Annotated in this window: 27 protein-coding genes; 6 read left to right on the top strand and 21 right to left on the bottom strand. The window is 72.1% G+C overall.

What is annotated here, in order from left to right:
- Window positions 1-43 precede the first annotated feature (43 nt).
- Window positions 44-502 carry an Lrp/AsnC family transcriptional regulator gene (locus ACFYOS_RS08205; protein ID WP_091265141.1) on the bottom strand — a complete coding sequence of 153 codons (459 nt, stop codon included), beginning with the start codon at window positions 500-502 and terminating at the stop codon, window positions 44-46.
- A 59-nt stretch (window positions 503-561) separates the two neighbouring features.
- On the opposite strand from ACFYOS_RS08205, the gene ddaH reads away from it, so the two are divergent.
- Window positions 562-1,395, top strand: a complete 834-nt coding sequence (gene ddaH, locus ACFYOS_RS08200; protein ID WP_387136920.1) for a dimethylargininase — start codon at window positions 562-564, stop codon at window positions 1,393-1,395.
- A gap of 73 nt (window positions 1,396-1,468) precedes the next feature.
- Here the strand turns inward: ddaH and ACFYOS_RS08195 are convergent, their stop codons facing one another.
- Together ACFYOS_RS08195 and ACFYOS_RS08190 are read right to left on the bottom strand one after the other, a co-directional pair.
- Window positions 1,469-2,689 carry an ABC transporter substrate-binding protein gene (locus ACFYOS_RS08195; protein ID WP_387136918.1) on the bottom strand — a complete coding sequence of 407 codons (1,221 nt, stop codon included), beginning with the start codon at window positions 2,687-2,689 and terminating at the stop codon, window positions 1,469-1,471.
- Window positions 2,690-2,737: 48 nt separating this feature from the next.
- Window positions 2,738-3,565 (bottom strand): alpha/beta hydrolase family protein, encoded by an 828-nt coding sequence (locus ACFYOS_RS08190; protein WP_387136916.1) that lies wholly within the window; start codon window positions 3,563-3,565, stop codon window positions 2,738-2,740.
- A gap of 84 nt (window positions 3,566-3,649) precedes the next feature.
- On the opposite strand from ACFYOS_RS08190, the gene ACFYOS_RS08185 reads away from it, so the two are divergent.
- On the top strand, window positions 3,650-4,234 hold the full coding sequence (locus ACFYOS_RS08185) for a bacterial proteasome activator family protein (protein WP_387136914.1): 585 nt from the start codon (window positions 3,650-3,652) through the stop codon (window positions 4,232-4,234).
- A 32-nt stretch (window positions 4,235-4,266) separates the two neighbouring features.
- Here the strand turns inward: ACFYOS_RS08185 and ACFYOS_RS08180 are convergent, their stop codons facing one another.
- The 3 genes from ACFYOS_RS08180 to ACFYOS_RS08170 all read right to left on the bottom strand — a co-directional run bounded on the left by ACFYOS_RS08180 (window position 4,267) and on the right by ACFYOS_RS08170 (window position 6,808).
- Window positions 4,267-5,079 (bottom strand): HAD family hydrolase, encoded by an 813-nt coding sequence (locus tag ACFYOS_RS08180; RefSeq protein ID WP_387136913.1) that lies wholly within the window; start codon window positions 5,077-5,079, stop codon window positions 4,267-4,269.
- The gene (locus tag ACFYOS_RS08175) at window positions 5,079-5,900 is read right to left on the bottom strand and encodes an HAD family hydrolase (protein ID WP_387136911.1); all 822 of its coding nucleotides are present in this window, start codon (window positions 5,898-5,900) and stop codon (window positions 5,079-5,081) included. Before ACFYOS_RS08175 ends, ACFYOS_RS08180 begins: the two co-directional genes overlap by 1 nt.
- A 167-nt stretch (window positions 5,901-6,067) precedes the next feature.
- Window positions 6,068-6,808: a hypothetical protein gene (locus ACFYOS_RS08170; RefSeq protein WP_387136910.1), complete on the bottom strand. Its 741-nt coding sequence runs from the start codon at window positions 6,806-6,808 to the stop codon at window positions 6,068-6,070.
- Between the two features lie 133 nt (window positions 6,809-6,941).
- Here ACFYOS_RS08170 and ACFYOS_RS08165 point away from each other — a divergent pair, with 133 nt between their 5' ends.
- The 3 genes from ACFYOS_RS08165 to ACFYOS_RS08155 all read left to right on the top strand — a co-directional run bounded on the left by ACFYOS_RS08165 (window position 6,942) and on the right by ACFYOS_RS08155 (window position 8,645).
- The gene (locus ACFYOS_RS08165) at window positions 6,942-7,370 is read left to right on the top strand and encodes an OsmC family protein (RefSeq protein ID WP_387136908.1); all 429 of its coding nucleotides are present in this window, start codon (window positions 6,942-6,944) and stop codon (window positions 7,368-7,370) included.
- Between the two features lie 111 nt (window positions 7,371-7,481).
- Window positions 7,482-7,826, top strand: coding sequence for a metallopeptidase family protein (locus ACFYOS_RS08160; RefSeq protein WP_387137325.1), 345 nt, complete (start codon window positions 7,482-7,484; stop codon window positions 7,824-7,826).
- A gap of 96 nt (window positions 7,827-7,922) precedes the next feature.
- Window positions 7,923-8,645 (top strand): AIM24 family protein, encoded by a 723-nt coding sequence (locus ACFYOS_RS08155; protein ID WP_387136907.1) that lies wholly within the window; start codon window positions 7,923-7,925, stop codon window positions 8,643-8,645.
- Window positions 8,646-8,688: 43 nt separating this feature from the next.
- On the opposite strand, the gene pheA is transcribed toward ACFYOS_RS08155, so the two are convergent.
- The 4 genes from pheA to ACFYOS_RS08135 all read right to left on the bottom strand — a co-directional run bounded on the left by pheA (window position 8,689) and on the right by ACFYOS_RS08135 (window position 11,791).
- The gene (pheA, locus tag ACFYOS_RS08150) at window positions 8,689-9,645 is read right to left on the bottom strand and encodes a prephenate dehydratase (protein ID WP_387136905.1); all 957 of its coding nucleotides are present in this window, start codon (window positions 9,643-9,645) and stop codon (window positions 8,689-8,691) included.
- A gap of 10 nt (window positions 9,646-9,655) precedes the next feature.
- Complete coding sequence (locus tag ACFYOS_RS08145) at window positions 9,656-10,144, bottom strand: hypothetical protein (protein ID WP_387137323.1); 489 nt, start codon at window positions 10,142-10,144, stop codon at window positions 9,656-9,658.
- A 231-nt stretch (window positions 10,145-10,375) separates the two neighbouring features.
- Complete coding sequence (locus ACFYOS_RS08140) at window positions 10,376-10,831, bottom strand: hypothetical protein (protein WP_387136903.1); 456 nt, start codon at window positions 10,829-10,831, stop codon at window positions 10,376-10,378.
- 222 nt (window positions 10,832-11,053) lie between these two features.
- Window positions 11,054-11,791 (bottom strand): hypothetical protein, encoded by a 738-nt coding sequence (locus ACFYOS_RS08135; RefSeq protein WP_387136901.1) that lies wholly within the window; start codon window positions 11,789-11,791, stop codon window positions 11,054-11,056.
- A gap of 160 nt (window positions 11,792-11,951) precedes the next feature.
- Between ACFYOS_RS08135 and ACFYOS_RS08130 the strand changes: the two genes are divergently transcribed.
- The gene (locus ACFYOS_RS08130; RefSeq protein WP_387136899.1) at window positions 11,952-13,166 is read left to right on the top strand and encodes an arginine deiminase; all 1,215 of its coding nucleotides are present in this window, start codon (window positions 11,952-11,954) and stop codon (window positions 13,164-13,166) included.
- A 23-nt stretch (window positions 13,167-13,189) separates the two neighbouring features.
- Here ACFYOS_RS08130 and ACFYOS_RS08125 read toward each other — a convergent pair whose 3' ends face one another.
- The 11 genes from ACFYOS_RS08125 to ACFYOS_RS08075 all read right to left on the bottom strand — a co-directional run bounded on the left by ACFYOS_RS08125 (window position 13,190) and on the right by ACFYOS_RS08075 (window position 24,266).
- Window positions 13,190-14,074 carry a DUF5926 family protein gene (locus ACFYOS_RS08125; protein WP_387136897.1) on the bottom strand — a complete coding sequence of 295 codons (885 nt, stop codon included), beginning with the start codon at window positions 14,072-14,074 and terminating at the stop codon, window positions 13,190-13,192.
- 61 nt (window positions 14,075-14,135) lie between these two features.
- Window positions 14,136-14,555 carry an ATP-binding protein gene (locus tag ACFYOS_RS08120; RefSeq protein ID WP_387136895.1) on the bottom strand — a complete coding sequence of 140 codons (420 nt, stop codon included), beginning with the start codon at window positions 14,553-14,555 and terminating at the stop codon, window positions 14,136-14,138.
- Between the two features lie 64 nt (window positions 14,556-14,619).
- On the bottom strand, window positions 14,620-16,074 hold the full coding sequence (locus ACFYOS_RS08115) for an ATP-binding protein (protein ID WP_387136893.1): 1,455 nt from the start codon (window positions 16,072-16,074) through the stop codon (window positions 14,620-14,622).
- Window positions 16,075-16,172: 98 nt separating this feature from the next.
- Complete coding sequence (locus ACFYOS_RS08110) at window positions 16,173-16,964, bottom strand: glycerophosphodiester phosphodiesterase (protein ID WP_387136891.1); 792 nt, start codon at window positions 16,962-16,964, stop codon at window positions 16,173-16,175.
- A gap of 15 nt (window positions 16,965-16,979) precedes the next feature.
- Window positions 16,980-17,315 (bottom strand): rhodanese-like domain-containing protein, encoded by a 336-nt coding sequence (locus ACFYOS_RS08105; protein ID WP_387136889.1) that lies wholly within the window; start codon window positions 17,313-17,315, stop codon window positions 16,980-16,982.
- Window positions 17,316-17,341: 26 nt separating this feature from the next.
- Complete coding sequence (locus tag ACFYOS_RS08100; RefSeq protein WP_387137320.1) at window positions 17,342-18,280, bottom strand: LCP family protein; 939 nt, start codon at window positions 18,278-18,280, stop codon at window positions 17,342-17,344.
- A 190-nt stretch (window positions 18,281-18,470) separates the two neighbouring features.
- Window positions 18,471-19,691, bottom strand: a complete 1,221-nt coding sequence (locus tag ACFYOS_RS08095; RefSeq protein WP_387136887.1) for an LCP family protein — start codon at window positions 19,689-19,691, stop codon at window positions 18,471-18,473.
- A 198-nt stretch (window positions 19,692-19,889) separates the two neighbouring features.
- Window positions 19,890-21,122 carry an LCP family protein gene (locus tag ACFYOS_RS08090; protein WP_387136886.1) on the bottom strand — a complete coding sequence of 411 codons (1,233 nt, stop codon included), beginning with the start codon at window positions 21,120-21,122 and terminating at the stop codon, window positions 19,890-19,892.
- 74 nt (window positions 21,123-21,196) lie between these two features.
- Window positions 21,197-22,177, bottom strand: coding sequence for a UDP-glucuronic acid decarboxylase family protein (locus tag ACFYOS_RS08085; RefSeq protein WP_387136884.1), 981 nt, complete (start codon window positions 22,175-22,177; stop codon window positions 21,197-21,199).
- 69 nt (window positions 22,178-22,246) lie between these two features.
- Window positions 22,247-23,920, bottom strand: a complete 1,674-nt coding sequence (locus ACFYOS_RS08080; protein ID WP_387136882.1) for a cation acetate symporter — start codon at window positions 23,918-23,920, stop codon at window positions 22,247-22,249.
- Complete coding sequence (locus ACFYOS_RS08075; protein WP_387136881.1) at window positions 23,898-24,266, bottom strand: DUF485 domain-containing protein; 369 nt, start codon at window positions 24,264-24,266, stop codon at window positions 23,898-23,900. Before ACFYOS_RS08075 ends, ACFYOS_RS08080 begins: the two co-directional genes overlap by 23 nt.
- Between the last annotated feature and the right edge of the window lie 7 nt (window positions 24,267-24,273).

Raw genomic sequence — 24,273 nt, 5'->3', positions numbered from 1 at the left:
GGACCGCCCGGGATCCAGTGGACGACGTGAAGCGAGGTTCAGGTCAAGCCGAGGACGGGCCGACGCCGGGGGATTCGACGAGCCGGGAGAGGACGATGGTGCTGCGGGACGAGGTGACGAAGGACTCGGCCCGGAGCCGCTCCAACGCCTCCTCGAGGTGGGCGATGTCGGCGGCCCGCAGGTGCACGAGCGCGTCCGCCTCGCCGGAGACGGTGTAGGCGCCGACCACCTCGGGGTGCCGGCGGGCGGCGGCCCCGATCTGCGCCGGGGTGGTCCGGCCGGCGCAGAAGAGCTCGACGAACGCCTCGGTGGTCCAGCCGACGGCGGCCGGGTCGACCACCGCGGTGAAGCCCCGGATGACCCCGGCGGATCGGAGTCGGTCGACCCGTCGCTTGACGGCCGGGGCGGAGAGTGACACCCGCGTGCCGATGTCCGCGTACGACGCGCGGGCATCTGCCACGAGCAACGCAATGATTCGCTGGTCGACCGCGTCTATCTGCAACGTTCCGCCTCTGGGAAGCAATGGTTGTGGCTGTTACCAAAGTTGTACCGTACCTACTCTTGGTGACCGTGAACCAGCAGCGAGTCCCGCGAAAGCGGACATATCTCATGTGCTCGCCTGAGCACTTCGCGGTCGAGTACGCGATCAACCCGTGGATGGACGTGACCGCGCCGGTTGACGCGGAGCTGGCGGTCAAGCAGTGGGACCGCCTGCGGGAGACGCTCGTCGGCCTCGGCCATGACGTGCACCTGCTCGCCCCCGAGCGTGGGCTGCCGGACATGGTCTTCGCGGCCAACGGCGCCTTCGTGGTGGACGGCACGGTCTACGGCGCCCAGTTCAAGCACGAGCAGCGGGCCGCCGAGGCCGCCGCGCACCGGGCGTTCTACGAGGAGAACGGCTGGCGGTTCATCGCGCCGAGCGAGACCAACGAGGGCGAGGGTGACTTCGCCTACCTGCCGGACGCGCACGGCGGCCTGATCCTCGCCGGCCACGGCTTCCGCACCGAGCTGACGGCGCACGCCGAGGCGCAGGAGGCGCTCGGCCGGCCGGTGGTCTCGCTGCGCCTGGTCGACCCGCGCTTCTACCACCTGGACGTGGCGCTCGCCTCGATCGACGACGACAACATCGTCTACTACCCGGGTGCCTTCTCGGCGGCCAGCCAGAAGGTGCTCGCCCAGCTCTTCCCGGACGCGGTGATCGCCGACGACGAGGACGCGCTGGCGTTCGGCCTCAACCTGGTGAGCGACGGCCTGAACGTCGTGCTGAACAGCGAGGCGACCCGGCTGGCCGGCAAGCTCAAGATGGCCGGCTACCACCCGGTTCCGGTCGAGCTGGCCGAGCTGAAGAAGGGCGGCGGCAGCGTGAAGTGCTGCATCGCCGAGCTGCGCCACTGACGCGCGGCCCGCGCCGAGCACGGAACGGGCGGCCTCCCCGCGGGGAGGCCGCCCGTTCCGCGTACGTGGGGGATCAGCCCAGGGTGGCCAGCTCGTTGATGACCACGTTCGCCAGCATCCGGCCGTCGAGCTGGACTCGGCGCAGGTACCACTTCTGCTGCGGGGTACGCGTCTGGTTGAACTGCCAGGCCCCGCGCGGGCTGTCGACCTGGCCGATCTTGCCGAGCGCCAGGTTGACCTGCTGCGGCGTCGGGGACTTCCCGACCAGCCGGATCGCCTTGTCCAGCACCTGGGCGGCGTCGTACGAGGCCATCGCGTAGGTGGTCGGCGAGGCGTTGTAGGTCTTCCGGTACGCCGAGGCGAACACCCGGTTCGCGGTGTTGTTCAGGTCGGGCGAGTAGTTCAGCGCGGTCTCGATGCCGGAGTCCAGGATCCGGCCCCGCTGCTTGCCACCCTCCCCGTCGTCCAGGTCGCCCAGCACGATGCCCTCGGTGAGGAAGCCGGGGCCGTAGATCTTCTTGCGGTAGCCCTGGTCGTAGAGCTCCTTGATGAACTGCACCGCCGCCGTACCGGTGTAGTTGCAGAAGATCGCGTCGGGCCGCTGGCCCAGCGCCTTCTGGATCGCCTCGCTGTACGCGCTCCTGCCGGGGTTGGGCTCGTCGGGGGTGAAGATCGGTTCGTTGCTGAGCTGGCGACCCTGCTCGTACCCGCGCCGGAAGCCGGCGATGACGTCCCGGCTGCTCGGGCTGTCCGGGGTGATGATCGCGATCCGGCTGGACGGGTCCTTCAACATCTGCCGCAGGTACTGGCCGATCGCCTCGCCGGGCTCGTCGAGCACGTACGAGGTACGCCAGATGTAGACGACGCTCTGCAGGCTGCTGGGGGAGGCGTTGGAGGCGATCAGGGGCACCCGGGCCTGCTCGACGGTGTCCCGGATGCCGGACAGCACGGTGGGGCTGACCACGCCGGTGAGCGCCAGCGCCCCCTCCTTGATCAACCGGTCCACGGCGGCCTGGCCGCTCTTGGCGTCCTCACCCTCCTCGGCCGTGACCAGGGTCGTCGGGTGGCCGCCGAGCTGCTGGTCGTTGAGGCTGAGGAAGAGCTGGAAGCCGCGGGTGAGATCCTCGCCGACGGCCTTGTTCGGGCCGGCGCTCGGCACGATCAGACCGATCTTGACGGGGCTGCCGGGCTGGGTGGTGTCCTTCTCGGTGTCGGAGCCGCAGCCCGCCGCCAGTCCGGTGGTACCCAGCGCGGCCAGCAGTTGAAGTGCCCGCCTGCGGTTCATCTGCGACACCAATTTCCTTCCCGTAAGGGCTGCCAGGGTGCACGCCCCTTCGGCGTTCTACCTGCTCCGCGACTCTGCGTCAATGCCCGGAAGATCATCGTGCAGGGACCGCAACGCGTCCAGCACTCGGGGCCAGGCCGGCGAGTCCGGTGCTATCAGCCCGAAATGCTCGCATTCCGGCAGCTCAACCAACGTGGCGAGGGTGCCGGCGGTCCGTGCGGCGACCACCCACGAGCGGCTCATGGTCACCGGGACCTGCCGATCGAGCGTGCCGTGCATCACTACTGTGCGTACCTGGATCGGTACCAATGTCGATGGATCCGCTGCCGCGTAGCGCTCGGGGAACTCCGCCGGACCGCCGCCGAGCAGCGCGGCCACCGCCCCACCGTCCAGGTCCAGCCGGTGGGCCTCGGCCAGGCCGGCGACTGGCGCCAGCGCCAGCACCCCGCCGACCGTGTCCGGGGCGTGCGCCGCCACGTACAGCGCGAGGTGACCGCCCGCCGAGTGGCCGACCAGGATCGGCGGCCCGGGCGCCACCCGGCCGGGCAGTGCGGCGGCCGCCAGCTCGGGCAGTGCCGCGACCGCCGCCAGCACGTCGCTGAGGGTGTGCGGCCAGCCCCCGTCGGGCTGGCCGGTGCGCCGGTACTCCACCTGGGCGACCGGATGGCCGAGCGCCGCCAGGGCGGCGGCCATCGGGCCGGTGTGGGCGCGGTCGTACTCGGCCCGCCAGAAACCGCCGTGCACCACGACCACCAGCGGCCGGGGCGGGCCGTCGCCGGCCGGTCGGCGCAGATCGGCGCACTGTTCCGGGTGGTCGCCGTAGGCGACCGTGGCGTCCGGCGGCGGGGCCGGGCGGGTCAGCACGTCGCGCGGGTCTGCGAGCATGACGGCGACGGTAGCGCGTCCCGGCCGGGTGGTTCGGGCCCGGGAGCCGGTCCGGGCGCGTGCGCGTGGTGGGGGTGGGTAAAGATGGGTCCCATGACCGAAGCGCGTTCCGAGGACGACGAGCAGGGCAAGGATGGCATCCCCGGCACGGTGGTGGTGGTCGGGCCGGACGGTCGGCCCGTCGGCACGGTGCAGACCGAGGAGGGGCAGGGTGAGGACCCGACCCGCCTGGTCGAGCAGCCCGCCAAGGTGATGCGGATCGGCAGCATGATCAAGCAGCTGCTGGAGGAGGTCAAGGCGGCTCCGCTGGACGACGCCAGCCGGCACCGGATGCGCGAGATCCACGAGCGGTCGATCGTCGAGCTGAAGGAGGGCCTGGCCCCCGAGCTCCGTGAGGAGCTGGAGCGGATCTCGCTGCCCTTCACCGAGGACCAGGCGCCCAGCGAGGGTGAGCTGCGGATCGCCCACGCCCAGCTGGTCGGCTGGCTGGAGGGGCTGTTCCACGGCATCCAGGCCGCACTGGTCGCCCAGCAGATGGCCGCCCGGGTGCAGCTGGAGCAGATGCGCTCCGGCCGGCCCGCGCTGCCCAGCGGGCCCGGGGGGATGGTCCCCGGGATGCCGGGCATGCCGCAGACCAACGAGGGGCACGCCCCCGGCCAGTACCTCTGACCGGCTCGGGGCGCGCCGGCGCCCCGGCCGGCTCAGGCCACCCCGAAGACCTGCTCCAGGTACGCCGCCACGCCGTCGTCGGTGTTCGCCCCGGTCACCTCGTCGGCGATCGCCAGCACGGCCGGGTGCGCGTTGGCGACCGCGACCGCGCGCCCGGCCCAGGTCAGCATCGGCACGTCGTTCGGCATGTCCCCGAAGGCCAGCACGTCCCGTTCGTCGATCCCGAGCCGGGCGGCGTACCAGGCCAGGCCCGCCGCCTTGGTCACCCCGGCGGCGGAGATCTCGACCAGCCCGCTGTACGAGGAGTGGGTGGCCTCGGCCAGCCCCTCCAGCGCCGCGGCCACCACCCGGACGAACGCGTCCGGATCCTGCTCACCCGCCCGGGCCAGCAGCTTCACCGCCGGGGCGGCCAGCAGCTCCTCCGGCGACTCGATCGCCCGGATCGCGTCGAGGTCGGCGTCCCAGCGCAGCGGGTAGTGCGTCTCGTGCCGCATCTGCCGGCTGTCGACGATCTCCACCGCGAAGCTCACCCCCGGCACCGCGGCCCGCAGCCGGCGGGCCACCTCGCCGAGCAGCTCGGGAGCGAGCGGGTCGGCCCGCAGCACCTCGTCGGCGACCGGGTCGTACACCACCGCGCCGTTCGCGCAGATCGCCGGCAGCGGCTCGGCGAGCTGCTCGTACACGAGTTGGAGCCAGCGGATCGGACGGCCGGTGACCAGCACGACCGGCGTGCCCGCCGCGGTGATCCGGGTCAGCACGTCCGCGGTGCGCGGGCTGAGCGTCCGGTCGTCCCGGAGCAGCGTGCCGTCGATGTCGGTGGCGACCAGCCGAGGTGGCTCTCCCATCACCGGGAGAGTAGTCGGTCCAGGTAGACCGCGACGCCGTCGTCGTCGTTGCGCAGGGTGATCTCGTCGGCCGCCGCCCGGACCGCCGGGTGGGCGTTGGCCACCGCCACCCGCGACCAGCCGGCCCAGCCGAACATCGGCAGGTCGTTGGGCTGGTCCCCGAACACCAGCACCTCCGCCGGGTCGACGCCGAGCCGCTCGGCGACCACACTCAGCCCGGTCGACTTGTCCACCCCGGGCGGGCAGATCTCGATGAAACCGAGCCCGGCCTGGGTGAGCGTGGCCAGCTCCGGCGGGACGATCTCGCGGGCCACCGCCAGCAGTTCGTCGACGTGATGGTCGGCGGTCCGGGCGAACGCCTTGATCACGTCGCAGGAGAGGCACTCCTCCCGGGTACGCGCCTCGAACCGGTCCGGGTACGGCCAGCTCGGGTGGTAGTCGCCCCACAGCGGGGCGTCGTGCTCGTCCGACGCCTCCACCATCACGGTCAGCGGGCCGACCGCGGCCTCCAGGTCGGCGAGGAGCCGGGCGAGCACCTCGCCCGAGAGCCGCTCGTCCCGCAGCACCAGCGGCCCCCCCGGGTCGCTCTGGTCGACCACCCGTCCCCCGCCGGCCATCACCAGGAAGTCGGCGGCGCGGATGTCGTTGCGGGTCAGCTCGGTCAGGCGCGGGCCGCGTCCGGTCGCGCCGACCACCGGGATCCCGGCGGCGCGCACCCGGTCGAGCACCTCATGGGTGTACGCGGAGACGGTGTCGTCACTGCGGACGAGTGTGCCGTCGAGGTCGGTAGCGATCAGCTTGGGCAGTCCCGGGCGGGTCATGGCTCCTCCTTCGCCCGCCGCCATCGCGCCGGCCGTCCTGGTCCTCGATGCCTCGGCAGACCAACGGCGGGCAGCAACCGTATCTCGCGGAACAGGTCGCAACCATGGCTTTTCGGCGAATCGGGTGCCAACCCGCGGCGGCGGTCGGGTGTCCCGACTCCCCGGGCTCAGCCGGGCGGTTCGGGGCGGGCGAACGGCACCGTGGGCTGGACCGTCAGGTCGGCCGGCGCGGGCGGCAGCTCGTCCTCGCGCGACCGCCGCCGGCCCCGCCCCGGTCGCCCGCCGGTCGGCGGCGCCGACGCCTCCCCGGGCCCGCCCTCCGGATCGGGCGCCGCGACGGCCGTCCGGCCGGACAGGTAGAGGGCGACCGCGAGCAGCACGGTGGCCACGAAGGCGCTGACCAGGCCTCGCCCGTAGTCGACCCGGAAGCCGTCCTCGGACGAGAAGAAGAGGGTGCGCTGGCCCGAGTCGTCCAGGGAGACGGCTGCGGCGGTCAGCGCGGCCAGCACCGCCGCGGCGAGGCCGAGACCGGCCACGCGGGCGTTCTGCCGCACGGCGGCCGTGCCCCACAGCGCCAGCGCGACCGCGCCGGCCAGGCCGAGGAGGCCCACCAGGTAGCCCACCCCGAAGCCGCCCACGTCCGCGACCCCGCTGGGGACCCGGACGGCGGTGTTCCCGTCGGGACCGGCGTTCGGCACCGTCATCACCAGCCACTCGCCGATCAGCGAGGCGATCGCGGCCACCGCGCCGAGCCCGGCGAAGACCGGTGGCACCCGGTGGTCGCGGGCGAGGCCGGCCAGCGAGGCGCCGAACCGACCGGGCGGGGCCGGTTCCGCGTCACCCCACTCCACCATCGTCGTGCCGTCGGACCGGTGATCCTGCCTGGGGATGGGGAGATCCTGGGACATCAGCCACCCTTCCGCGTGCGCGGGCCTGCCCGAATCATTCCACAGCCGGCAGCCCTGGAGCGGGACCGTGAGTCGGCGTCCGGCTCGCCGCTGCCCGGTGCGTGGCGGCCCGGTTTCGGTTAGCGTCGGTGCCATGCCTATCCGTACCGCTTCCGCACATTGGCAGGGCAACCTCACCGAGGGCGCCGGCACGGTCCGCACCGGCAAGGGCGGTATCACCGGCAATTACTCCTTCAAGTCGCGCTTCGAGGAGGGCGAGGGGACCAACCCCGAGGAGCTGATCGGCGCCGCGCACGCCGGCTGCTTCTCGATGGCCCTCTCCAAGCAGCTCGGCGACGCGGGCGCCACCGACATCTCGGTGGAGACCACCGCCAAGGTGCACCTCGACAAGACCGATGCGGGTATGACCGTGACCCGGATCGACCTGGAGACCGTCGGCCAGGTCCCGGGCATGGACGAGGCCCAGTTCACCAAGCTGGCCGAGGCCGCCAAGGAGAACTGCCCGATCTCGCGGCTGCTCTCCCCGGGTGCGCAGATCACCCTGAACGCCCGACTCGCCTGACCCGGCCCGCGCGACCGCGCGCGGCGCCTGGCCGCACCGTCACGGAAGAAGTGCTCGCCACTCCTTCCGTGAATTCGTGCTGATCGTGAGGGGGTGATCGGCGGCTTGGCCGTGGAGATGAGCCGGGAGCGGTTCGAGGAGCTGGTCGGCGAGGCCCTCGACGAGGTGCCCGAGGAGCTGCTCGGGCTGATGAGCAACGTGGTCATCCTGGTCGAGGACGAGCCCCCGCCGGGCGAGGACCTGCTCGGTGTCTACGAGGGGCACGCGCTCACCGACCGGGGCTGGGACTACTCCGGCGTGCTCCCGGACCGCATCCTCATCTACCGGAACCCGATCCTCGAGCTCTGCGACACCGAGGAGGACGTCGTGGACGAGGTCGCGGTGACCGTCGTGCACGAGATCGCCCACCACTTCGGCATCGACGACGCCCGGCTGCACGCGCTGGGCTGGGGCTGACGCGACCGCCGTCGCGCCCCGCTCGGCCGATCCCCGGCATTTGCGCGGGTCCCCTAACCTGCGGTGCAGGCACACCCCGATGCAGGAGGAAGACCCATGCGCAGCGCGCTGTTCTCCGCGGAGAACCTTGAGAAGGAGTCCCAGCAGCCGGGCATGCGGCTGCAGAACTCCAAGATGCTGAAGATCGAGCTGAACGGCGAGGCGATGGCCCGCGTCGGGTCGATGGTCGCGTACCAGGGCCAGGTGCAGTTCCAGGCGCTCGGCTCCGGCGGCATCGGCAAGTTCATCAAGCAGCGGCTCACCGGCGAGGGTGTCCCGCTGATGAAGCTCAGTGGCCGCGGCGATGTCTTCCTCGCCGACCTCTCCAAGGACGTGCACATCATCGACCTGGAGCCCGGCGACGCCCTCTCCATCAACGGGTCCAGCGTGCTCGCCTTCGACTCCACGCTGACCTACGACATCAAGATGGTCAGCGGCATGGGCTTCGCCTCCTCCGCCGGCCTGTTCAACTGCGTCTTCACCGGCCACGGCCGGATCGCCGTCACCACCAAGGGCACCCCGGTGGTGCTAAACGTGGACGCCCCGACCTACGTCGACCCGCAGGCCGCGGTCTGCTGGTCGGCCAACCTGCAGACCGGCTACCACCGGGCCGAGCAGCTGGGCCTCGGCACCCTCCTCGGTCGCAGCACCGGGGAGGCGTTCACGATGAGCTTCGCCGGTCAGGGCTTCGTGGTGGTCCAGCCCTCGGAGGAGCCGCCGGTGCAGGGCAGCGGCGGCCAGCAGCAGCAGGGCGGCCTGCTCGGCGGCCTGCTGCAGTGACCGCCCGGTGCGCGGGACGCCCGGCCCAGACGTCCCCGCACCCTCAGCTCAACTCGCCGGCGCGCAGCCGGGCCAGCCAGGCCGCCGCATCGGCGTAGTCGGCGTCGGAGAGGCCGGCCGGAGCGGGAACCGGTCGGTCGCTCGCCGCCGGGCTCCAGCGGTGCCGGGGGTACGACCCGAGGAAGCGCACGTCCGCGCAGACCCGGCGCAGCCCCTGCAACGCCTCGCCGAGGCGTACGTCGGCGACGTGGCCGGTGCAGTCGAGGAAGAAGACGTACCGGCCCAGCGCCTCGCCCGTCGGGCGGGACTCGATCCGGGTCAGGTTCACCCCCCGGACGGCCAGCTCCGTCAGGACGGACAGCAGCGCGCCCACCCGGTCGTGGGCGATGTAGACCGCCAGCGACGTCACGTCGTCCCCGGTGGGCGGCGGGGGCGGGCCCGGGCGGGAGACCAGCGCGAACCGGGTCACCGCGTCCGGATGGTCGGCGATCTTGTCGGCGAGCACGGTCAGCCGGTGCCGGTTCGCACCGATCGGGGCGCAGATGGCGGCGTCGTACTCACCGGCCGCCGCGCCGGCCGCGGCGGCGCCGTTGGAGAGCACGTCGACCACCGTCGCGTCGGGCAGGTGGTCGCGGAGCCAGTTCCGGCACTGGGTGGACGCCTGGGGGTGCGCCGCCACACTCCGGACCCCGGGCAGCGGGGTCTCCGCGCGGGCCGCGAGCACGAACTCGACCGGCAGGATCACCTCGCGGGTGATCACCAGGGGCTCCCCCTCGGCCAGTTCGTCGAGGGTCACCCCGACGGCGCCCCCGATCGAGTTCTCCAGCGGCACCAGGGCGGCATCCGCCTCCCCGGCCCGTACGGCGTCCAGCGCCTCGCCGACGCTGCGGGCCGGCGTACGGCTGCCCCGCTCGGCGGCCGGCACGGTACGCAGCGCCTGCTCGGCGAAGGTGCCCTCGGGACCCAGGTAGACGAAGCGGGTCGGCGGTGTTCCCGGCATGGCGACCAGCCTACGCACCCGGGGTGCCGGTGCAGGCCAAGGTCCGGATGCCGGGGGGACCGGCGGCGCGTACCTCCGCCGAGCAGACGTCCGTCCCCGCGGTGACCAACTTCAGGTCGGTGGGCTTTCCCTGGGTGACCACCTGGAGTTCCTCGTGCCCGGTCACCTCCAGGACGGTGTACTGCCAGCCCCCGGCGCAGAGCGGCCCGGTCCGGACCTTGACCCGTACGTTCCGGGGCAGCACCCGGGCCGGGCCGCGCAGCAGCGCCACCACCCGGTCGCCGGAGGGCCCGGACGGGCAGGGTGTGGCGACCAGGTCGGAGGGGCTGGGCACGGGTGCCGGTTGGGCCGGCGTGGCGGGAGCGCTGGGCGTCGCGCTCGGCGTGGGGGTGGGCGTGGCGGTGGCGGCGACGGCCGGGGTGGCCGGCTGGCTCAGCTCCGGCGGTGCTCCGCAGCCGGCGAGGGTCAGTGCCGCGACCAGCACGATCGGTGCGGTCAGCAGCGCGAGCGGTGCCGCCCGGGCGGTCGACCGGCGGTGGGCGGCGGGGCAGCGTGGGGTGGGTGGCACGGTCCGATCCTCAGCATCGACGTACGTCGTTGTGGCCGGCTGGCCGAGCCCATCGTAGGAGGATCGCCCGGCCGGGTGAAGGTCGTCCCGTCGGGCATCTGACGGCCTCGTCCCGGGCCCGCCCCGGCGTCGACGGTCCGGCGAACGCTACGTCGTCGCAGGTCAGACCTTGGAGAAGAAGGTGAGCGAGCCGGCGACGCCGCCGTCGGTGAGCACCGGGGTGGAGATGGCGTCGACCGTGGTCCCGGCGTCATCGCCCGGCCCCTTGACCCGCAGCAGCCCCCGGGCGAGCTGCTTGGAGTGCAGGGCGAGCAGCGGCGGGATCTTGTCGGTGTCCTGCTCGGTCAGCTCGCTGGGTCGGGCGGTGAAGTCGACCAGGCGCAGCCCGCCCTCCAACAACGGCCGACCGATCACGTCCTCCGGGGCGCCGAGGCAGAGCAGGTCACAGCCCGACAAGGAGATCGCCACCACCGTGGTGTCGGCGTCGATCAGCAGACAGGGTTCGGCAGCCCGGGAGACGGTGGCCGACCACTGCCCGACGTTGTCGGACTCCTGCTCGGTCGAGGTCCCCGCAGCGGGCGCGAACACTTCCGAGAGCGAGAGTTCGACGTGGGCCACCGCGCCTCCTATGTACACCGACGGTCTGTCCACGCTAGCTGGTCGTCACGACGGCCGCCGATCGTGCTGGGTCCACCGGCCGTCGGTGCAGCTCAGGAGCGTCGGCGGGACCGGGGGACGGGTGTCGGTGCGACGGGTGCCGGTGTCGGGGCGGCCGGCGACGGCGGGGCCGACGGAACCACCGGGGGCGGAGCCGCGGACCGCGTGGCGTCGCCCGAGACGTTACCGCCGGGCGGCCCGCTTGTCAGCGGCCGTTCGGCCCTCGTCATACCACCGGTAGTCGGCTGCTGGACGGTACGTGCCGTTGAGCCAGGTGGACGGGGCCTGGGCGACCCGGGAGAGCTTCTCGGCGGTGGCCGGGCTGATCCGGTTGCCGCCCGCCACGAGCAGCCGATCCAGCTCCCGGTGGGTGGCCATGAGGCAATCCTTCGGCAGGCCGTAGACGCTGATCACCCCGGAGCCGACGAAGGTCAGCACCGGGTTGACCGGGATCGGCAGGCCCACCGCGTCGGAGAGCGCCTTGCCCGCCCGCTTGGCGTCTCGGCGGGCTTCGGCCACATAAGGCGGACGCTTGCCGTTGATCTGCACCACGTCGCCGGCGACGAGCACCCGGGCGCGGCCGTGGTCGGCGATGGTGACCGCGAAGAGACCGCTCGGCCCGATGGCGAGGAAGCCGGCCCGCTCGTCCTGACCGCGGTCGAGGAAGACGTCGGCGGCGTCCGTGCGGGGCCACTCGATAACGTGCCAGGCGGACCCGAGGTGGTCGAGCTGGCCGAGGGCGCGGGCCCCGGCCGCCTCCAACCGGCGGGCGCCCCGCTCGGCCCGGCGGCGACGGGCCCACTCCAGCGGCGTCGGTCGGGCAGGTTCGAGGATCGAGGTGGACTCACCCCGGGGTCGCGGCACCGCGACGGGCGGAAGTGCCCGGGTCGGTACGGCTCGACGAGCGGGAAAGACAGTCATCGCGACCTCCGGCAAAAGGTCTCTCGAAGTTATGTCTCCACTACCCTACGTTGCCCACCCCGGGGCTAGGCAAGCTGGAGTGTCGGAATGAGTGTGGATGAATGCCATATTCATCCACACTTCTTTTCCCGGATGGCCCGGAAGCCTGTCCTACGCTGCGATGGTGACCCACTACGTGGACAGCGAGGTCGGTCGGCTCGGCACCGTGCTGCTGCACCGTCCCGGGCCGGAACTCGCCCGCCTGACCCCACGCAACAACGACTCGTTGCTCTTCGACGCCATCCCGTGGGTGGGACGGGCACAGGAGGAGCACGACGCCTTCGCCGCCGCCCTGCGCGAGCGCGGGGTGGAGGTGCTCTACCTCGCCACCCTGCTGGCCGAGACGCTCGCCGTGCCGGACGCCCGGGCCGAGCTGACCGAGCTGGTGCTGCGCTCGCCCCGGCTGGGCGAGACCCTGCGCCGGCGGGTCGCCGATCACCTCGCGTACCTCGACCCGGCCGCCCTGGCCGACGTGTTCGTCGCCGGGCTCGCCCACGAGGAGCTGCGGATCGGCCGGGACCGGCCGGGCGGTCTGGTCTGGACCCTGATGGACCGGCACGACTTCGTCATCGACCCGCTGCCCAACCTGCTCTTCACCCGGGACTCGTCGGTCTGGATCGGGGACCGGGTCGGGGTGACCAGCCTGGCCATGACGGCCCGGCAGCGGGAGACCAGCCTCACCGACGCCATCTACCGCCACCATCCCCGCTTCGCCGGCACCGAGTTCGTCTACCACCCGGAGCTCGAGCACCTGGAGGGCGGCGACGTGCTGCTGCTCGCGCCCGGCGTGCTCGCCGTCGGGGTGGGCGAGCGGACCACGCCGGCCGGGGCGGAACGGCTGGCCCGGCAGGTCTTCGCCGCTGGCCTGGCGCACACCATCCTGGTGGTGCCGATCGCCCAGGAACGGGCCACCATGCACCTCGACACCGTCTGCACCATGGTCGACGCGGACGCCGTGCTGATGTACCCGAACATCGCCAGCGCGCTGTCGGCGTACACGGTCATCGCCGGGGCGGACGGCGACGAGCCCCGGGTGGACGGGCCGGCGCCGTTCCTGCGCGCGGCCGCCGACGCGATGGACCTCGATCAGCTCCGGGTGATCGACACGGGCCTCGACCCGGTCACCGCCGAGCGGGAGCAGTGGGACGACGGCAACAACACCCTCGCCCTGGCGCCCCGGCTCTGCGTCGGCTACGAGCGCAACGTGGAGACCAACGCCCAACTGGAACGGGCTGGCATCGAGGTGATCGCGATCGCCGGTTCGGAGCTGGGCTCCGGCCGGGGTGGCCCGCGCTGCATGTCCTGCCCGCTGGTCCGCGAGCCGCTCCGCCGCTGAAAGGAGGGCCTCCTCCGGTCAGCTCAGCGCAGGGTGAGCTGGCGGCCGAGGAGGCCCTGGCGGGCGCGGCGCCCGGCGGCGTCCAGCGGCACCTTCTCCTCCAGCGCCTCGGCGTACCGCTTGGCGAACTCGGTCACCGGCTCCTCCCAGTCGGTGGCCGGGACGTCCTCGGGCAGGTCCCAGACCGGCACCAGGCGGCCGTGCGCCCGGAACATGCCGGCGAAGCGGGTGTTGTCGCCGAGGGTCAGCGCGCCGGCCGCGCTCAACCGGGACAGCGCGTCCAGTGCCACGTCCTCGTCGTCGGGCAGCACCCAGCGCACGTGCGCCTTCTCCGGCACCTGGCACCAGTACGCGGCCCGCGCCGCCGCCAGCTTGACGGTCGGGTAGATCGCGGCGTTGGCCCGCTCCAGGGACGCCTGCACGTTCGGGTCGTCGGCGGCACCCGGGTCCAGCCAGAACCCGAACCCGTCGTGCATGGTGATCTCCAGCGGGCCGTCCACCAGGATGTCCTGGAGACGGGGGCCCGGGCCCGGCAGTGGCGCCACCGCCACCTGGCCGCCCGGCTCGGTACGCAGAGCGCTGAGCAGCGCGTCGGCCAGGTCCCGGGAGACGTCGCCGGACTGCTGGTGGCGCTGGAGGCCGATGAAGACCCGCCCGTCCGGCTTGGTCATCGCGGGGGCGGCCATCGGCAGCACGGTGGCCAGGACGACCGGCCGGTCGCCGTGCTCCTCGACCAGCTCGGGGGTCAGCCGCAGCGGCGCGGAGGCGGCCGGGACCAGCTCGCGCAGGGCGATCCACTCCGGCTCGTCGACCAGGCCCTCGAACGGTCGGGGCACGAAGACGTCGCGCACCTTCTCCCGCTTCGGGGTGGCTTCGGCGGCGCGCTGGTTCTTTCGACGCTTGCTCACGGCGAGACAGCCTAGATGCCGGCGTGGACCGGGGTGGGCAGGACCCGCCCCCGCAGGGCGGTCACCCGGCCGCGACCAGGTCCGGCCGGGGCGAGCCGGTCGGGTCGAACTCGGCCCAGACACTCTGGCCGAGGCCGTCCCGCTCGACCCCCCAGCGGCTGGCCAGGCCGGAGACGATGTGCAGTCCGCGCCCGTCGATGGAGTCGGGGGTCGACGGCCGCATCAGCGGACCGGAGGCCGACCCGCCGTCGGTGACCCGGAGCTGGACGGCCGGCCCGCTGCCGGGGCCGGAGCGCAGCCGCCAGGCGACCCGGACCACCCCGCCGGGCAGCGGGTCCGCGTGGCGCACGGCGTTGCCCACCAGCTCGGCGAGCACCGCGACCAGGTCCGCCAGCAGGGCCGGGGGTACGACGTCGGCCAGCTCGTCGGCGAGCCGGTGCCGGGCCAGGCGCGCGCCGGTCGCGTGGTGGGGCACCACCACGCACCACGATCGTTCGGCCGAACCCGTCGACACCGTCGTCCCTTTCCACCCCCGGGGTGCCCGGTCATCCCCGCGGCAGCCGCACCTCTGCGACGGTACCCCCACCGGACCTCGGTCGGAGGGATACCCATCCATTCTGCTGCTCAACGATCTGCCGGACGAGATATAGACCCAGTCCGGCGCCCGGGTAGCGCCGCCGGTCCCCGGACTCGCTCTGCCAGAACCGGTCGAACGCCCGTTCCACGTGTTCCGGCCGGATGCCGATGCCCCGGTCGGCGACCCGGAAGGAGACGGTCCGCCCGTCCGCCTCGGCGGTGACCTCGATCGGGGTGTCCGGCAGCGAGTACTTCCCGGCGTTGGTGCTCAGCTCGGTGAGCAGGGTGGCGAGGCTGTGCCGGTCGCCCAGCGCCTTGGGCAGGTCGGCGGGCAGGTCGAGGGCGATCCGGTGCCGGACGTCCGCCGGCAGGTCGGTCGCCGCGGCCCGCAGCGCGTCGGCGAGGTCGAACGGGGCGGCCGGCTCTCCGCCGGGCCGGTTCTCGGTGGCGGCGGTGAGGAGCCGGTCGACGAGCCGGGCGAGTTCGTTGGCCCGCTGCCCGATGATCCGCGCGGCCTGCCGCCGGTCGTCGTCGCTGAGCGACTCCCAGTGGTCGGTGAGGGTGTCCGCGTACCCCTTGATCACGGTGACCGGGGTACGCAGCTCGTGGCTGGTCACCGCGACGAAGAGATCCCGGTCGTGGTCGCGGCGCTGCTGGTCGGTGATGTCCCGGAAGGTGACCACGCGCAGCGCGCCGCGGCCGGGCAGCTCCCCGGCGGTGATCCGCAGCCAGCGGCCGTCCGGCAGCCGGTGGTCGAGCACCTGCCCGGACGGGGGGAGCGGGAACGGCAGCGGGCGGTTCAGCGCCTCGGCGGCCTGGCGGCCGGTGACCTGGGCGGCGGCCGGGTTCCAGAGCCGTACGTGGTGCTTCCGGTCCACCACCGCCAGGCCGTCGGCGAGCGCCGCCACCACCGGGCCGTCGCCGTGCACGGGCAGGCCGGTCTGGTCGCCGTACATGTGCGCTATGCAGGCGGCGACGTAGCCGATGACGGCGCGCTGGGACGAGTCGAGCGGCTCGCCCTCCGGGTAGAGGGCGTGCAGGCTGCCCACGGTGAGGCCGCCGATTTCGGCCCGGGCCACGATCATGCGGCACAGTCCGCGCGCGGTCAGTTCGTCGGCGAGCGTCCCGGGGATCCCGTCGACCCGGACGTCGCGGACCGGTGGCCCGGAGAGCAGGCAGACGGTGACCGGGTCGGTGGCCGGCAGGGGGCGGCCGACGACGAACTCGGCGCTGCCGGTCCCGGCGATCACCCGTCCGCCGGCGGGCGCGAACTCGACCCATACCAGGCCGGCCGCCCCGACGGCGGGCTCGACCACCCGGAGCAGCCGGTTCAGCACGGAGAGGCCGGACTCGCCGGCGTTGATCATGCCGATGACGCTGGTGTGGCCGGCGATGAGGGCGGGGTAGTCGGTTCGCTCCGGCATGTCCCGAGTGTGCCCCGCCGACCGGTCCCGGGACACCCCCGCGCGGGCGGGTGGGACCGGCCGCCAGGTGGATCGGCCGCCGGGTGGATCGGCCGGGCTCAACGGTCCAGCCGGGTCAGGGCCCGGGCGGGCCGGTCGGTGATCACGCCGTCCACCCCGGCGGCCAGCACCAGTTCCAGGTCCTCCGGCTCGTTGACCGTCCAGACGTAGACCTGGTTGCCGGCGGCGTGCAGCGCGGGCACGAGCTGCGGCCGGGCCCGGACCAGGGCGATCCCCGGCCCGGCGATCCGGGCGCCGAAGGGCAGCCGACCCAGCCGCAGCCAGCGCGGCAGCACCTCCAGCAGCAGCACCGTGGGCAGGCTCGGCGCGAGCTCGCGGATCCGGCGTACGGCCAGCGGGGAGAAGGACATCACGGTGACCCGCACCGGATCGTCCGGACCCGGGTCGGCCAGCCCGTACCGGCGCAGCAGGGCGACCAGCCGGCGTTCCACGTCCCGGCCGTAGCGGGACGGGTGCTTGGTCTCGATCAGCAGTCGGACCGGGCGGCCGGCGGCCAGGACGGCGTCCAGTAGCCGCTCCAGGGTGAGCAGCCGGGTGTGCGACTCGTCGAGCGGTTCGTCCCCGTCCGCGGCCATCCCGCCCCGATGCCAGGAGCCGAAGTCCAGTGCCTCCAACTCGGCGAGGGTACGCGCGCTGACCAGCCCTTGACCGTTGCTGGTCCGGTCCAGCCGGCGGTCGTGCACGCAGACCAGGTGCCCGTCCCGGGTGAGCCGGACGTCGCACTCCAGCCCGTCCGCGCCCTCGTCGAGAGCGCGCAGGTACGCCGCCAGGGTGTGCTCGGGCAGGTCGTAGGAGGAGCCGCGGTGCGCGAAGACCAGGGGGGTGGTCATGGTCGGCGGCGCACCTCAGGCGACCTGGCCCGGCTGCCCGTCGTCGGTGACCACCGGACGGCCGGCGGCGGCCCAATCGCCCATCCCGCCCGCGACGTTGCGCACCTGGTCCCAGCCGTTGCGCATCAGGTACGCGACGACCTGCGCGGACCGCCCGCCGGAGCGGCAGATCACGTCCACCGGGCGGTCGTTCGGCACCTCCGCGAGCCGGGCGGGCAGCTCGGTCATCGGCAGATGGTGGGCGGTCGGCGCGTGGCCGGCGGTCCACTCGTCGTCCTCCCGGACGTCGAGCAGGTAGGTGGCGTCGGGCACGGCCGACGCGGGCACGCTGGGAACCTGGGGTCCGAACACGGGACAAGCCTAGACGGCGGCCCCGTTCACAGCCGGTTGACCCAGCGGGGATTGGCCCCGACCCAGGCCGACACCCGGGTGGCCCGGAGCGCGTCGAAGAGGCCGGCACCGCCGTTGTCCAGCACCACGTACGAGACCTCTCCGATGGTCTGCGGGTAGGACGGCACCCGCACCCCGTGCAACGCGTCCGGGGGGAGCGATCGGAGCGCGAAGAGCAGGTCCTCCAGCGATACGCCGTTGGTGTCCACGGTCAGCGCGCCGCCGACCGCCCGCAGCACCCGGTCCAGCTGCACCGGGTCGTTGCGCAGGTGGGTCTCGCCGGCCTTGTCGAGCACCGCGCGGAGCATCTGCTGCTGGTGCCGCTGCCGGTCGAAGTCGCCGTCGGGCAGGTCGTAGCGCTGGCGGACGTAGTCCAGCGTCCGGGCGCCGTCCATCTGCTGGCAGCCGGGTGTGAACACGGTCTTCGTGTGAATCGACCGGACCTCGGTGTCCACGCACATCCGGATGCCGCCGAGCAGGTCGATGACCTGTTTGAACCCGGAGAAGTCGACCAGCGCGGCGCCGTCGAAGCTGATCCCGGTGAGCCGGGTCAGCGTGGCGGAGAGCAGCCGGGCGCCGGCCTCGCCGCCGCCGCCGTGCTCGTACGCCGCGTTGATCTTGTCCTGGCCGCCGCCGTAGCCGGGCGCCGCCGGGATGGTGACGAGCAGGTCGCGCGGGATGGAGATCAGGTACGCCTCCCGCATCCCGGCCGGCACGTGCACGATCAGGATGCTGTCCGAGCGCTGGTCGTCGGGGTTGGCGCCGGGCCGGTGGTCGGAGCCGATCAGCAGGTAGTTGAGTGCGTGCGACAGGTCGGTACGCGGCCGTCGGGCGGTCTCGTCGAGCAGTTGCTGCTTGGTGACCGAACGGTTGTACCGGTTGGTGAGCCAGTGCATCCCGGCCAACCCGAGCGTGGCGAGCAGGATCAGGGCGAGGCCGGCGTTGATCAGGAACCGGGTCCAGCGGGCGGGTCGACCCCGCCCGCGTCCGGTCCGTGCTGGCCTGGACGTGACACCCCTCCCGCAGCCGTGACGACGTGAGTCCCGCTCACATCAGGCTACGGGCCGGGCCCCCGGCGGCGGCCGCTTTCGCCGCAGCTACCGCCGGGTCACCAGGTCATTTACGCGTGGAGAGGACGCCCGGGTTCGCCACCACGAAGTCGGCGAGCTTGTCGTTCTTGACCGCTCTGAACATCTGCATGCTCAGCTCGTTGAGCGATTCCTTGCTGCCGTCGGAGTTCGGGCTGTATGTGCCGCCGTTGGTCCGCAGGGTGACCAGGTCGTTGCCGCTGACGCCCTTGAGCGTGTAGATGAAGTCGGCGATCGGCACGCCGCCGGTGTCCAGGATGAAGGCCTTGCCGGCCGCCTTGATCAGCTGGTTCAGCTTGAGCGGGTTGGTCAACATGCCCTTGTCGGTGGCCTTCTTCGCCATCGCCTTGATCAGCTGCTGCTGGTTCTGCTGGCGGTCGTAGTCGCTGTTCGGCAGGCCGTAGCGCTGGCGGGCGTAGTCGAGGGCCTCCCAGCCCTCCATCTCCCGGCAGCCCTTCTTGTGCACCACCGGGGTGTACGCCTTGCCGGTCTTCTTCGCGTCCGCGTTCCACATCGGCTTGCCGTCGACCATCGACATGTGGTGGGACTTGACCTCGTGGCTCACGCAGATCCGGACGGTGCCGAGCGCGTCGATCACGCTCTTGAAGCCGCCGAAGTTGATGATCGCCGCACCGTCGAAGCTGATCCCGGTCATCGACTTGATGGTCTTGGCCATCAGTTGGGCGCCGCCCTCCCAGCCGCCACCGTTCTGCGCGCCGTGGAAGAAGGCGGCATTGATCTTGTCGACGCCGCCCTTGTAGCCGGACTTCGGGTTCGCCGGGATCTGCGCCTCGGTGTCCCGGGGAATCGAGATCAGGTACGCCTGGTCGTGGCTGGCCGGGATGTGCAGGATGATGATCGTGTCCGAGCGGACGTCGTCCTTGGCCCAGCGCTCCCGGGCGTCGACGCCGAGCAGCAGCATGTCGATCGGGCCGTCCAGGCTGTTACCGCCCTCGGCCTCGGTCTTGCCCGCGTCACCGAGCAGGTTGCGCTGGGCGATGCCGCTGGTGGCCTGACCGATCACCGCCTTGCTGCCGACGATCGCGACGCCGCTCGTCATCATCAGCACCGCACCGAAGATCACCGTGAGCTTGGCCCAGAGCGGGTCCTTGCGCTTCGTCCGCTTCTTCGCGCCACCGGCACCCGGACCGCGGCCGCCCGGGCCGGGCTGGGTCGGAATGACCGGGGGCATCCGCCCAGGTGTCCCGGGATCGTATGACTGAGGGTGACGGCTGGTCTGGACCGGCATGCGTGCTCCAGCTCGGTGATCGGGGGCGGCACCACTCTACGTACCGCTTCCCGATCTGGCGACCTCGTCCGCTGGCTATTCCCGCATATCCCGGCACTCGTCTCCGCAAATTGACCGAACGGCCAATTGAGAGCATCCGGTCGGCGGTTGGCTCGTCGTGGGACGAGCGTCCGCCGACCGGTGGAGCCCCGGAGGCCGTCAGCCGCCGTTGCCGTTGCCCTTCTGGTTGGCCTGCACCCAGTCGGCCATCGTGTCCGCCGCGATGGCCCGGTACATGGCCAGCGCCTTCTCCCGGTCGGACACCACCACCGACTGGCCGTTGACGTCCCGACCGCCCAGGTTCGGGCTGGTGATGAAGGTCAGGTTCTCGCCGCGCAGGTTGCGGAACTGCAACGCCATGTCGGTCAGCGAGAAGCCCTGGTCGACCGTGACCGCGGCGGTCACCGCCTTGAGGAAACCGTTCAACTTATTGGGGTTGGTCAATGTCCCCGTGCTCGCCGCCTTGTCCATCAGGGCCTTGAGGAATTCCTGCTGGTGGCGCATTCGGGCGAAGTCGCCGTCGGGGAACTGCTTGCGCTGCCGCACCCAGTCCAGGGCCTCGGCGCCGTTCATGTGGTTCACGCCCTTGGTGAACGTCCGGTACGGCTTGTGGATCGAGGTGATCGTGCGCTCCACATTCAGGTCCACCCCGCCCAGGGCGTCGGTGACCTCCTTGAAGCCGGCGAAGTCGATCGCCATCACGTGGTCGATCCGGACGTCGGTGAAGCACTCCACGGTCTTGACCGCGAGCGGCAGCCCACCGAACGCGAACGCTGCGTTGATCTTGTTACGCGAGCCGGAGTCGCAGGACGCGCCCGCGCTCTCCGGGATCGGCACGTACAGGTCACGCGGGACGGAGACCAGGTAGGCCTCCTTGTGGTCGGCCGGGAGGTGCATGAGGATCAGCGTGTCCGCCCGCCACTTGCCGGCACCGTCCACCGGGGCGTCCGGGTCCCGGGAGTCGCTGCCCACCATCAGGATGTTCAGCGCGCCGTCGACCGTCTTGGCCGGCCGGCCCCCGGTGATCTCCGAGAAGGGGTCGGTGCGGGCCAGGTCGTTGTTGAGGCTGCGGGCGTAGAACCAGGCCCCGGCGCCGGCGAGCAGCGCGAGCACCAGCACCGCGACGCCGGCCACCAGGCCGATCCGTCCCCAGCGTGGGCGCGGGCCACGCCGGCCCGGGCCACCTGGGCCGCCGCTCCCGCCGGGGCCGGCCGGTCCACCCGGGCCGCCAGGTCCACCCGGGCGCGGCTCCGCGTCGTCCGACGGGTACCAGCGGGCGTCGGCCGCACGGGCGCGCCCGGTGGTGCCCCGGCCGAGGCCGGGGACCTGGGCCCGGCCCGCGCTCCGACTCAGGTACGGGAACGGGACGCCGGCAGACGTGGTCGCTGACATGTAACCGAGGGTAGGTCGAAGGGGCCAGTGCCGCCCTCAGGCGGAGCGGGGTGTCAGCCTCCTCCCAACCGGGTTCAGTACCCTAGCCGGTCGCGGAAATACCCGATCGTGCGTCGAAGACCGTCTTCGGGCGCCACGGTCGGCTCGTATCCCAGCAGCTCACGGGCGAGGGTGAGATCCGGGCGGCGCTTTTCCGGGTCGTCCGCGGTCCGGGTGATGTAGGTCACCTCGGACGTGCTTCCGCTGAGTGACACGATCAGCTCGGCGAGTTGCCGCATCGACAGCTCGTGCTCCGTGCCGCAGTTGATCGGGCCGGTTTCGGTCGAGTCGAGCAGCAGCAGGATGCCCCGCACCAGGTCGTCGACGTAGCAGATCGAGCGGGTCTGGTTGCCGGTGCCGTGCACGGTGATCGGCTCGCCGCGCAGCGCCTGGGAGATGAAGGTCGGGATGGCCCGGCCGTCGTCCGGCCGCATCCGCGGGCCGTACGTGTTGAAGATCCGGACGATCGCGGTGTCGGTGCCCCGGCTGCGGTGGTAGGCCATGGTGGCCGCCTCCGAGAAGCGCTTGGCCTCGTCGTAGACGCTCCGGATGCCGATCGGGTTGACGTGCCCCCAGTACGTCTCGCGCTGCGGGTGCTCCTCCGGGTCCCCGTACGCCTCCGAGGTGGAGGCCATCAGGAACCGGGCACCGTCGGCGGTGGCCCGCTCCAGCAGCGCCAGGGTGGCGACCGAACCGACCCGGAGGATCTCCACCGGCAGCTTCTCGAAGTCGGTCGGGCTGGCCGGCGAGGCCATGTGCAGGATCGCGTCGAACCGCTCGGCCATGGCCGGGTGGTGGGTCGGCAGCCCCTCGGAGATGTCCGCCTCGATCAGCGTGAAGGTCGGCTGGTCCAGCAGGTGGGCCACGTTGTCCTTGGAGCCGGTGATGAAGTTGTCCAGCACCACGACTGTGCAACCGCGCTCGACGAGCCGGTCGACCAGGTGCGAGGGCACGAATCCGGCACCGCCGGTGACGAGGATCCGGTGTCCGGTTCCAAAACGGGGAACGACCTTCATGTCGGTCAGCCTACTCAAGGGGGCGGGCCGGAGCCGTCGCCGGCTCCGACCCGCCCCTCGTGGAGTGGTTCAGTGCGCGCCCGCACCGGTGAGGGCGCGTACCTCCAGCTCCGCGTACTTCTCCTCGTCGTGCTCCTTGGAGACCAGGGTGCCGATCCAGCCGCAGAGGAAGCCGAACGGGATGGAGATGATGCCCGGGTTCGACAGCGGGAACCAGTGCCAGTCGTGCTCGGGGAACATGGCCGTCGGCGCCCCGGAGACCACCGGGGAGAAGAAGACCAGCACCACGGCGGCGAGCAGGCCGCCGTAGATCGCCCACACCGCACCAGAGGTGTTGAACCGCTTCCAGAACAGGCTGTAGAGGATCGCCGGCAGGTTGCCCGAGGCGGCGACCGCGAAGGCCAGCGCCACCAGGAACGCCACGTTCAGGCTCTGCGCGAAGATCGACAGCACGATCGCGATGGCACCGATGACCAGGGCGGAGATCCGGGCGACGTTCACCTCCTGCCGTTCCGATGCCTGCCCGTTCTTGATCACGTTGGCGTAGAAGTCGTGCGCCAGGCTGGACGACGACGCCAGGGTGAGCCCGGCGACCACGGCCAGGATGGTGGCGAAGGCGACCGCCGCGATGATCGCCAGCAGCGTCGCGCCACCGAGATCACCGCCGAGGAACTTGATGCCCAGCGCCTCGGCGAGCTGCGGTGCGGCGGTGTTGCCGGCCTTGTCCTGCGCGGTGATCGCCTGACCGCCGACCAGCGCCGCCGCGCCGAAGCCGAGGGCCAGGGTGAGCAGGTAGAAGGTGCCGATGATGCCGATCGCCCACAGCACGCTCTTCCGGGCCGCCTTGGCGGTCGGCACGGTGTAGAAGCGGATCAGGATGTGCGGCAGGCCGGCGGTACCCAGCACCAGCGCGATGCCCAGCGAGAGCAGATCCATCTTGCTGTAGAAGGTCTTCAACGCGTCGCCGGGCGTCTCCACGCCGTAGCGCAGGCCTGGTTCGAGGAAGGCCGAGCCCTTGCCGGACTGCTTCGCGGCATCGCCCAGCAGCGAGGACAGGTTGAACTTGTAGTGCGCCAGGACCAGCAGGGTCATCACGATCGCGCCGGTCATCAGCAGGAACGCCTTGACGATCTGGACGTACGTGGTGCCCTTCATGCCGCCCACGGTGACGTAGATGATCATCAGAGCGCCGACCAGGATGATCGTGGCCACCTTCGCGGTGTCCGCGTCCATGCCGAGGAAGGTGGTGCCCGGCTTGATGCCGAGCAGCAGGGCGACCAGCGCGCCCGCGCCGACCATCTGGGCCAGCAGGTAGAAGATCGAGACGGTGATGGTGGAGACCGCCGCCGCCGTCCGAACCGGGCGCTGGCGCATCCGGAACGCCAGCACGTCGGCCATCGTGTACCGGCCGGAGTTGCGCAGCAGCTCGGCGACGAGCAGCAGCGCCACCAGCCAGGCGACCAGGAAGCCGATCGAGTAGAGGAAGCCGTCGTAGCCGTAGAGGGCGATGATGCCGGCGATGCCGAGGAAGGACGCGGCCGACATGTAGTCGCCGCCGATCGCCATGCCGTTCTGGAACCCGGAGAACGAGCGGCCGCCCGCGTAGAAGTCCGTGGCGGTCTTGGTCTGTCGGCTGGCCCAGACCGTGATGGCCAGCGTGATCGCCACGAAGATCAGGAAGAGCGTGATGGTGAGGTTGCGGGCGGTGGTGCTGCCCGCCTCAGCCGCGAGGACCGTGCTCATGGGTCACCTCCCCGAGCTCGGTGCGGATGCGGTCGGCGACCGGGTCGATCCGCCGGTCGGCGAACCGGGAGTAGAGCCACGCGATGACGAACGTGGAGACGAACTGGAGCAGGCCGAAGACGAGGGCGACGTTGATGTTGCCGAAGAGCTTCGCGCCCATGAAGCCCCGCGCGTAGGCGGAGAGGATGACGTAGAGCGCGTACCACAGGAAGAACGCGACGGTCATCGGGAAGACGAAGCCGCGCAGCGCGCGCCGCAACCCGGCGAACTCGTCCGACCGCTGTACGGCGAGGTACCGCTCCGCCGCGGACTCGGCCGGCGCGGACGCGGGTGTGTCCGTGGACATCTGTGGA

This window comes from Micromonospora sp. NPDC005806 (assembly GCF_042871425.1).
Classification (GTDB): domain Bacteria; phylum Actinomycetota; class Actinomycetes; order Mycobacteriales; family Micromonosporaceae; genus Micromonospora.
The sequence above is the reverse complement of the archived record's forward strand: the minus strand, read 5'-3'. Positions and strand labels throughout refer to the sequence as shown.

Bases quoted from the DNA above. Each gene is read 5' to 3' on its own strand.
- ACFYOS_RS08190 (WP_387136916.1), bottom strand. From the start codon at position 3,565: ATGCTCGCAGACCCGCGCGACGTGCTGACCCGCCCGGCCCCGCCGCCG.
- ACFYOS_RS08185 (WP_387136914.1), top strand. From the start codon at position 3,650: ATGGGTCCCATGACCGAAGCGCGTTCCGAGGACGACGAGCAGGGCAAG.
- ACFYOS_RS08180 (WP_387136913.1), bottom strand. From the start codon at position 5,079: ATGGGAGAGCCACCTCGGCTGGTCGCCACCGACATCGACGGCACGCTG.
- ACFYOS_RS08175 (WP_387136911.1), bottom strand. From the start codon at position 5,900: ATGACCCGCCCGGGACTGCCCAAGCTGATCGCTACCGACCTCGACGGC.
- ACFYOS_RS08170 (WP_387136910.1), bottom strand. From the start codon at position 6,808: ATGTCCCAGGATCTCCCCATCCCCAGGCAGGATCACCGGTCCGACGGC.
- ACFYOS_RS08165 (WP_387136908.1), top strand. From the start codon at position 6,942: ATGCCTATCCGTACCGCTTCCGCACATTGGCAGGGCAACCTCACCGAG.
- ACFYOS_RS08155 (WP_387136907.1), top strand. From the start codon at position 7,923: ATGCGCAGCGCGCTGTTCTCCGCGGAGAACCTTGAGAAGGAGTCCCAG.
- pheA (WP_387136905.1), bottom strand. From the start codon at position 9,645: ATGCCGGGAACACCGCCGACCCGCTTCGTCTACCTGGGTCCCGAGGGC.
- ACFYOS_RS08135 (WP_387136901.1), bottom strand. From the start codon at position 11,791: ATGACTGTCTTTCCCGCTCGTCGAGCCGTACCGACCCGGGCACTTCCG.
- ACFYOS_RS08130 (WP_387136899.1), top strand. From the start codon at position 11,952: ATGGTGACCCACTACGTGGACAGCGAGGTCGGTCGGCTCGGCACCGTG.
- ACFYOS_RS08115 (WP_387136893.1), bottom strand. From the start codon at position 16,074: ATGCCGGAGCGAACCGACTACCCCGCCCTCATCGCCGGCCACACCAGC.
- ACFYOS_RS08110 (WP_387136891.1), bottom strand. From the start codon at position 16,964: ATGACCACCCCCCTGGTCTTCGCGCACCGCGGCTCCTCCTACGACCTG.
- ACFYOS_RS08095 (WP_387136887.1), bottom strand. From the start codon at position 19,691: ATGCCGGTCCAGACCAGCCGTCACCCTCAGTCATACGATCCCGGGACA.
- ACFYOS_RS08090 (WP_387136886.1), bottom strand. From the start codon at position 21,122: ATGTCAGCGACCACGTCTGCCGGCGTCCCGTTCCCGTACCTGAGTCGG.
- ACFYOS_RS08085 (WP_387136884.1), bottom strand. From the start codon at position 22,177: ATGAAGGTCGTTCCCCGTTTTGGAACCGGACACCGGATCCTCGTCACC.
- ACFYOS_RS08080 (WP_387136882.1), bottom strand. From the start codon at position 23,920: ATGAGCACGGTCCTCGCGGCTGAGGCGGGCAGCACCACCGCCCGCAAC.
- ACFYOS_RS08075 (WP_387136881.1), bottom strand. From the start codon at position 24,266: ATGTCCACGGACACACCCGCGTCCGCGCCGGCCGAGTCCGCGGCGGAG.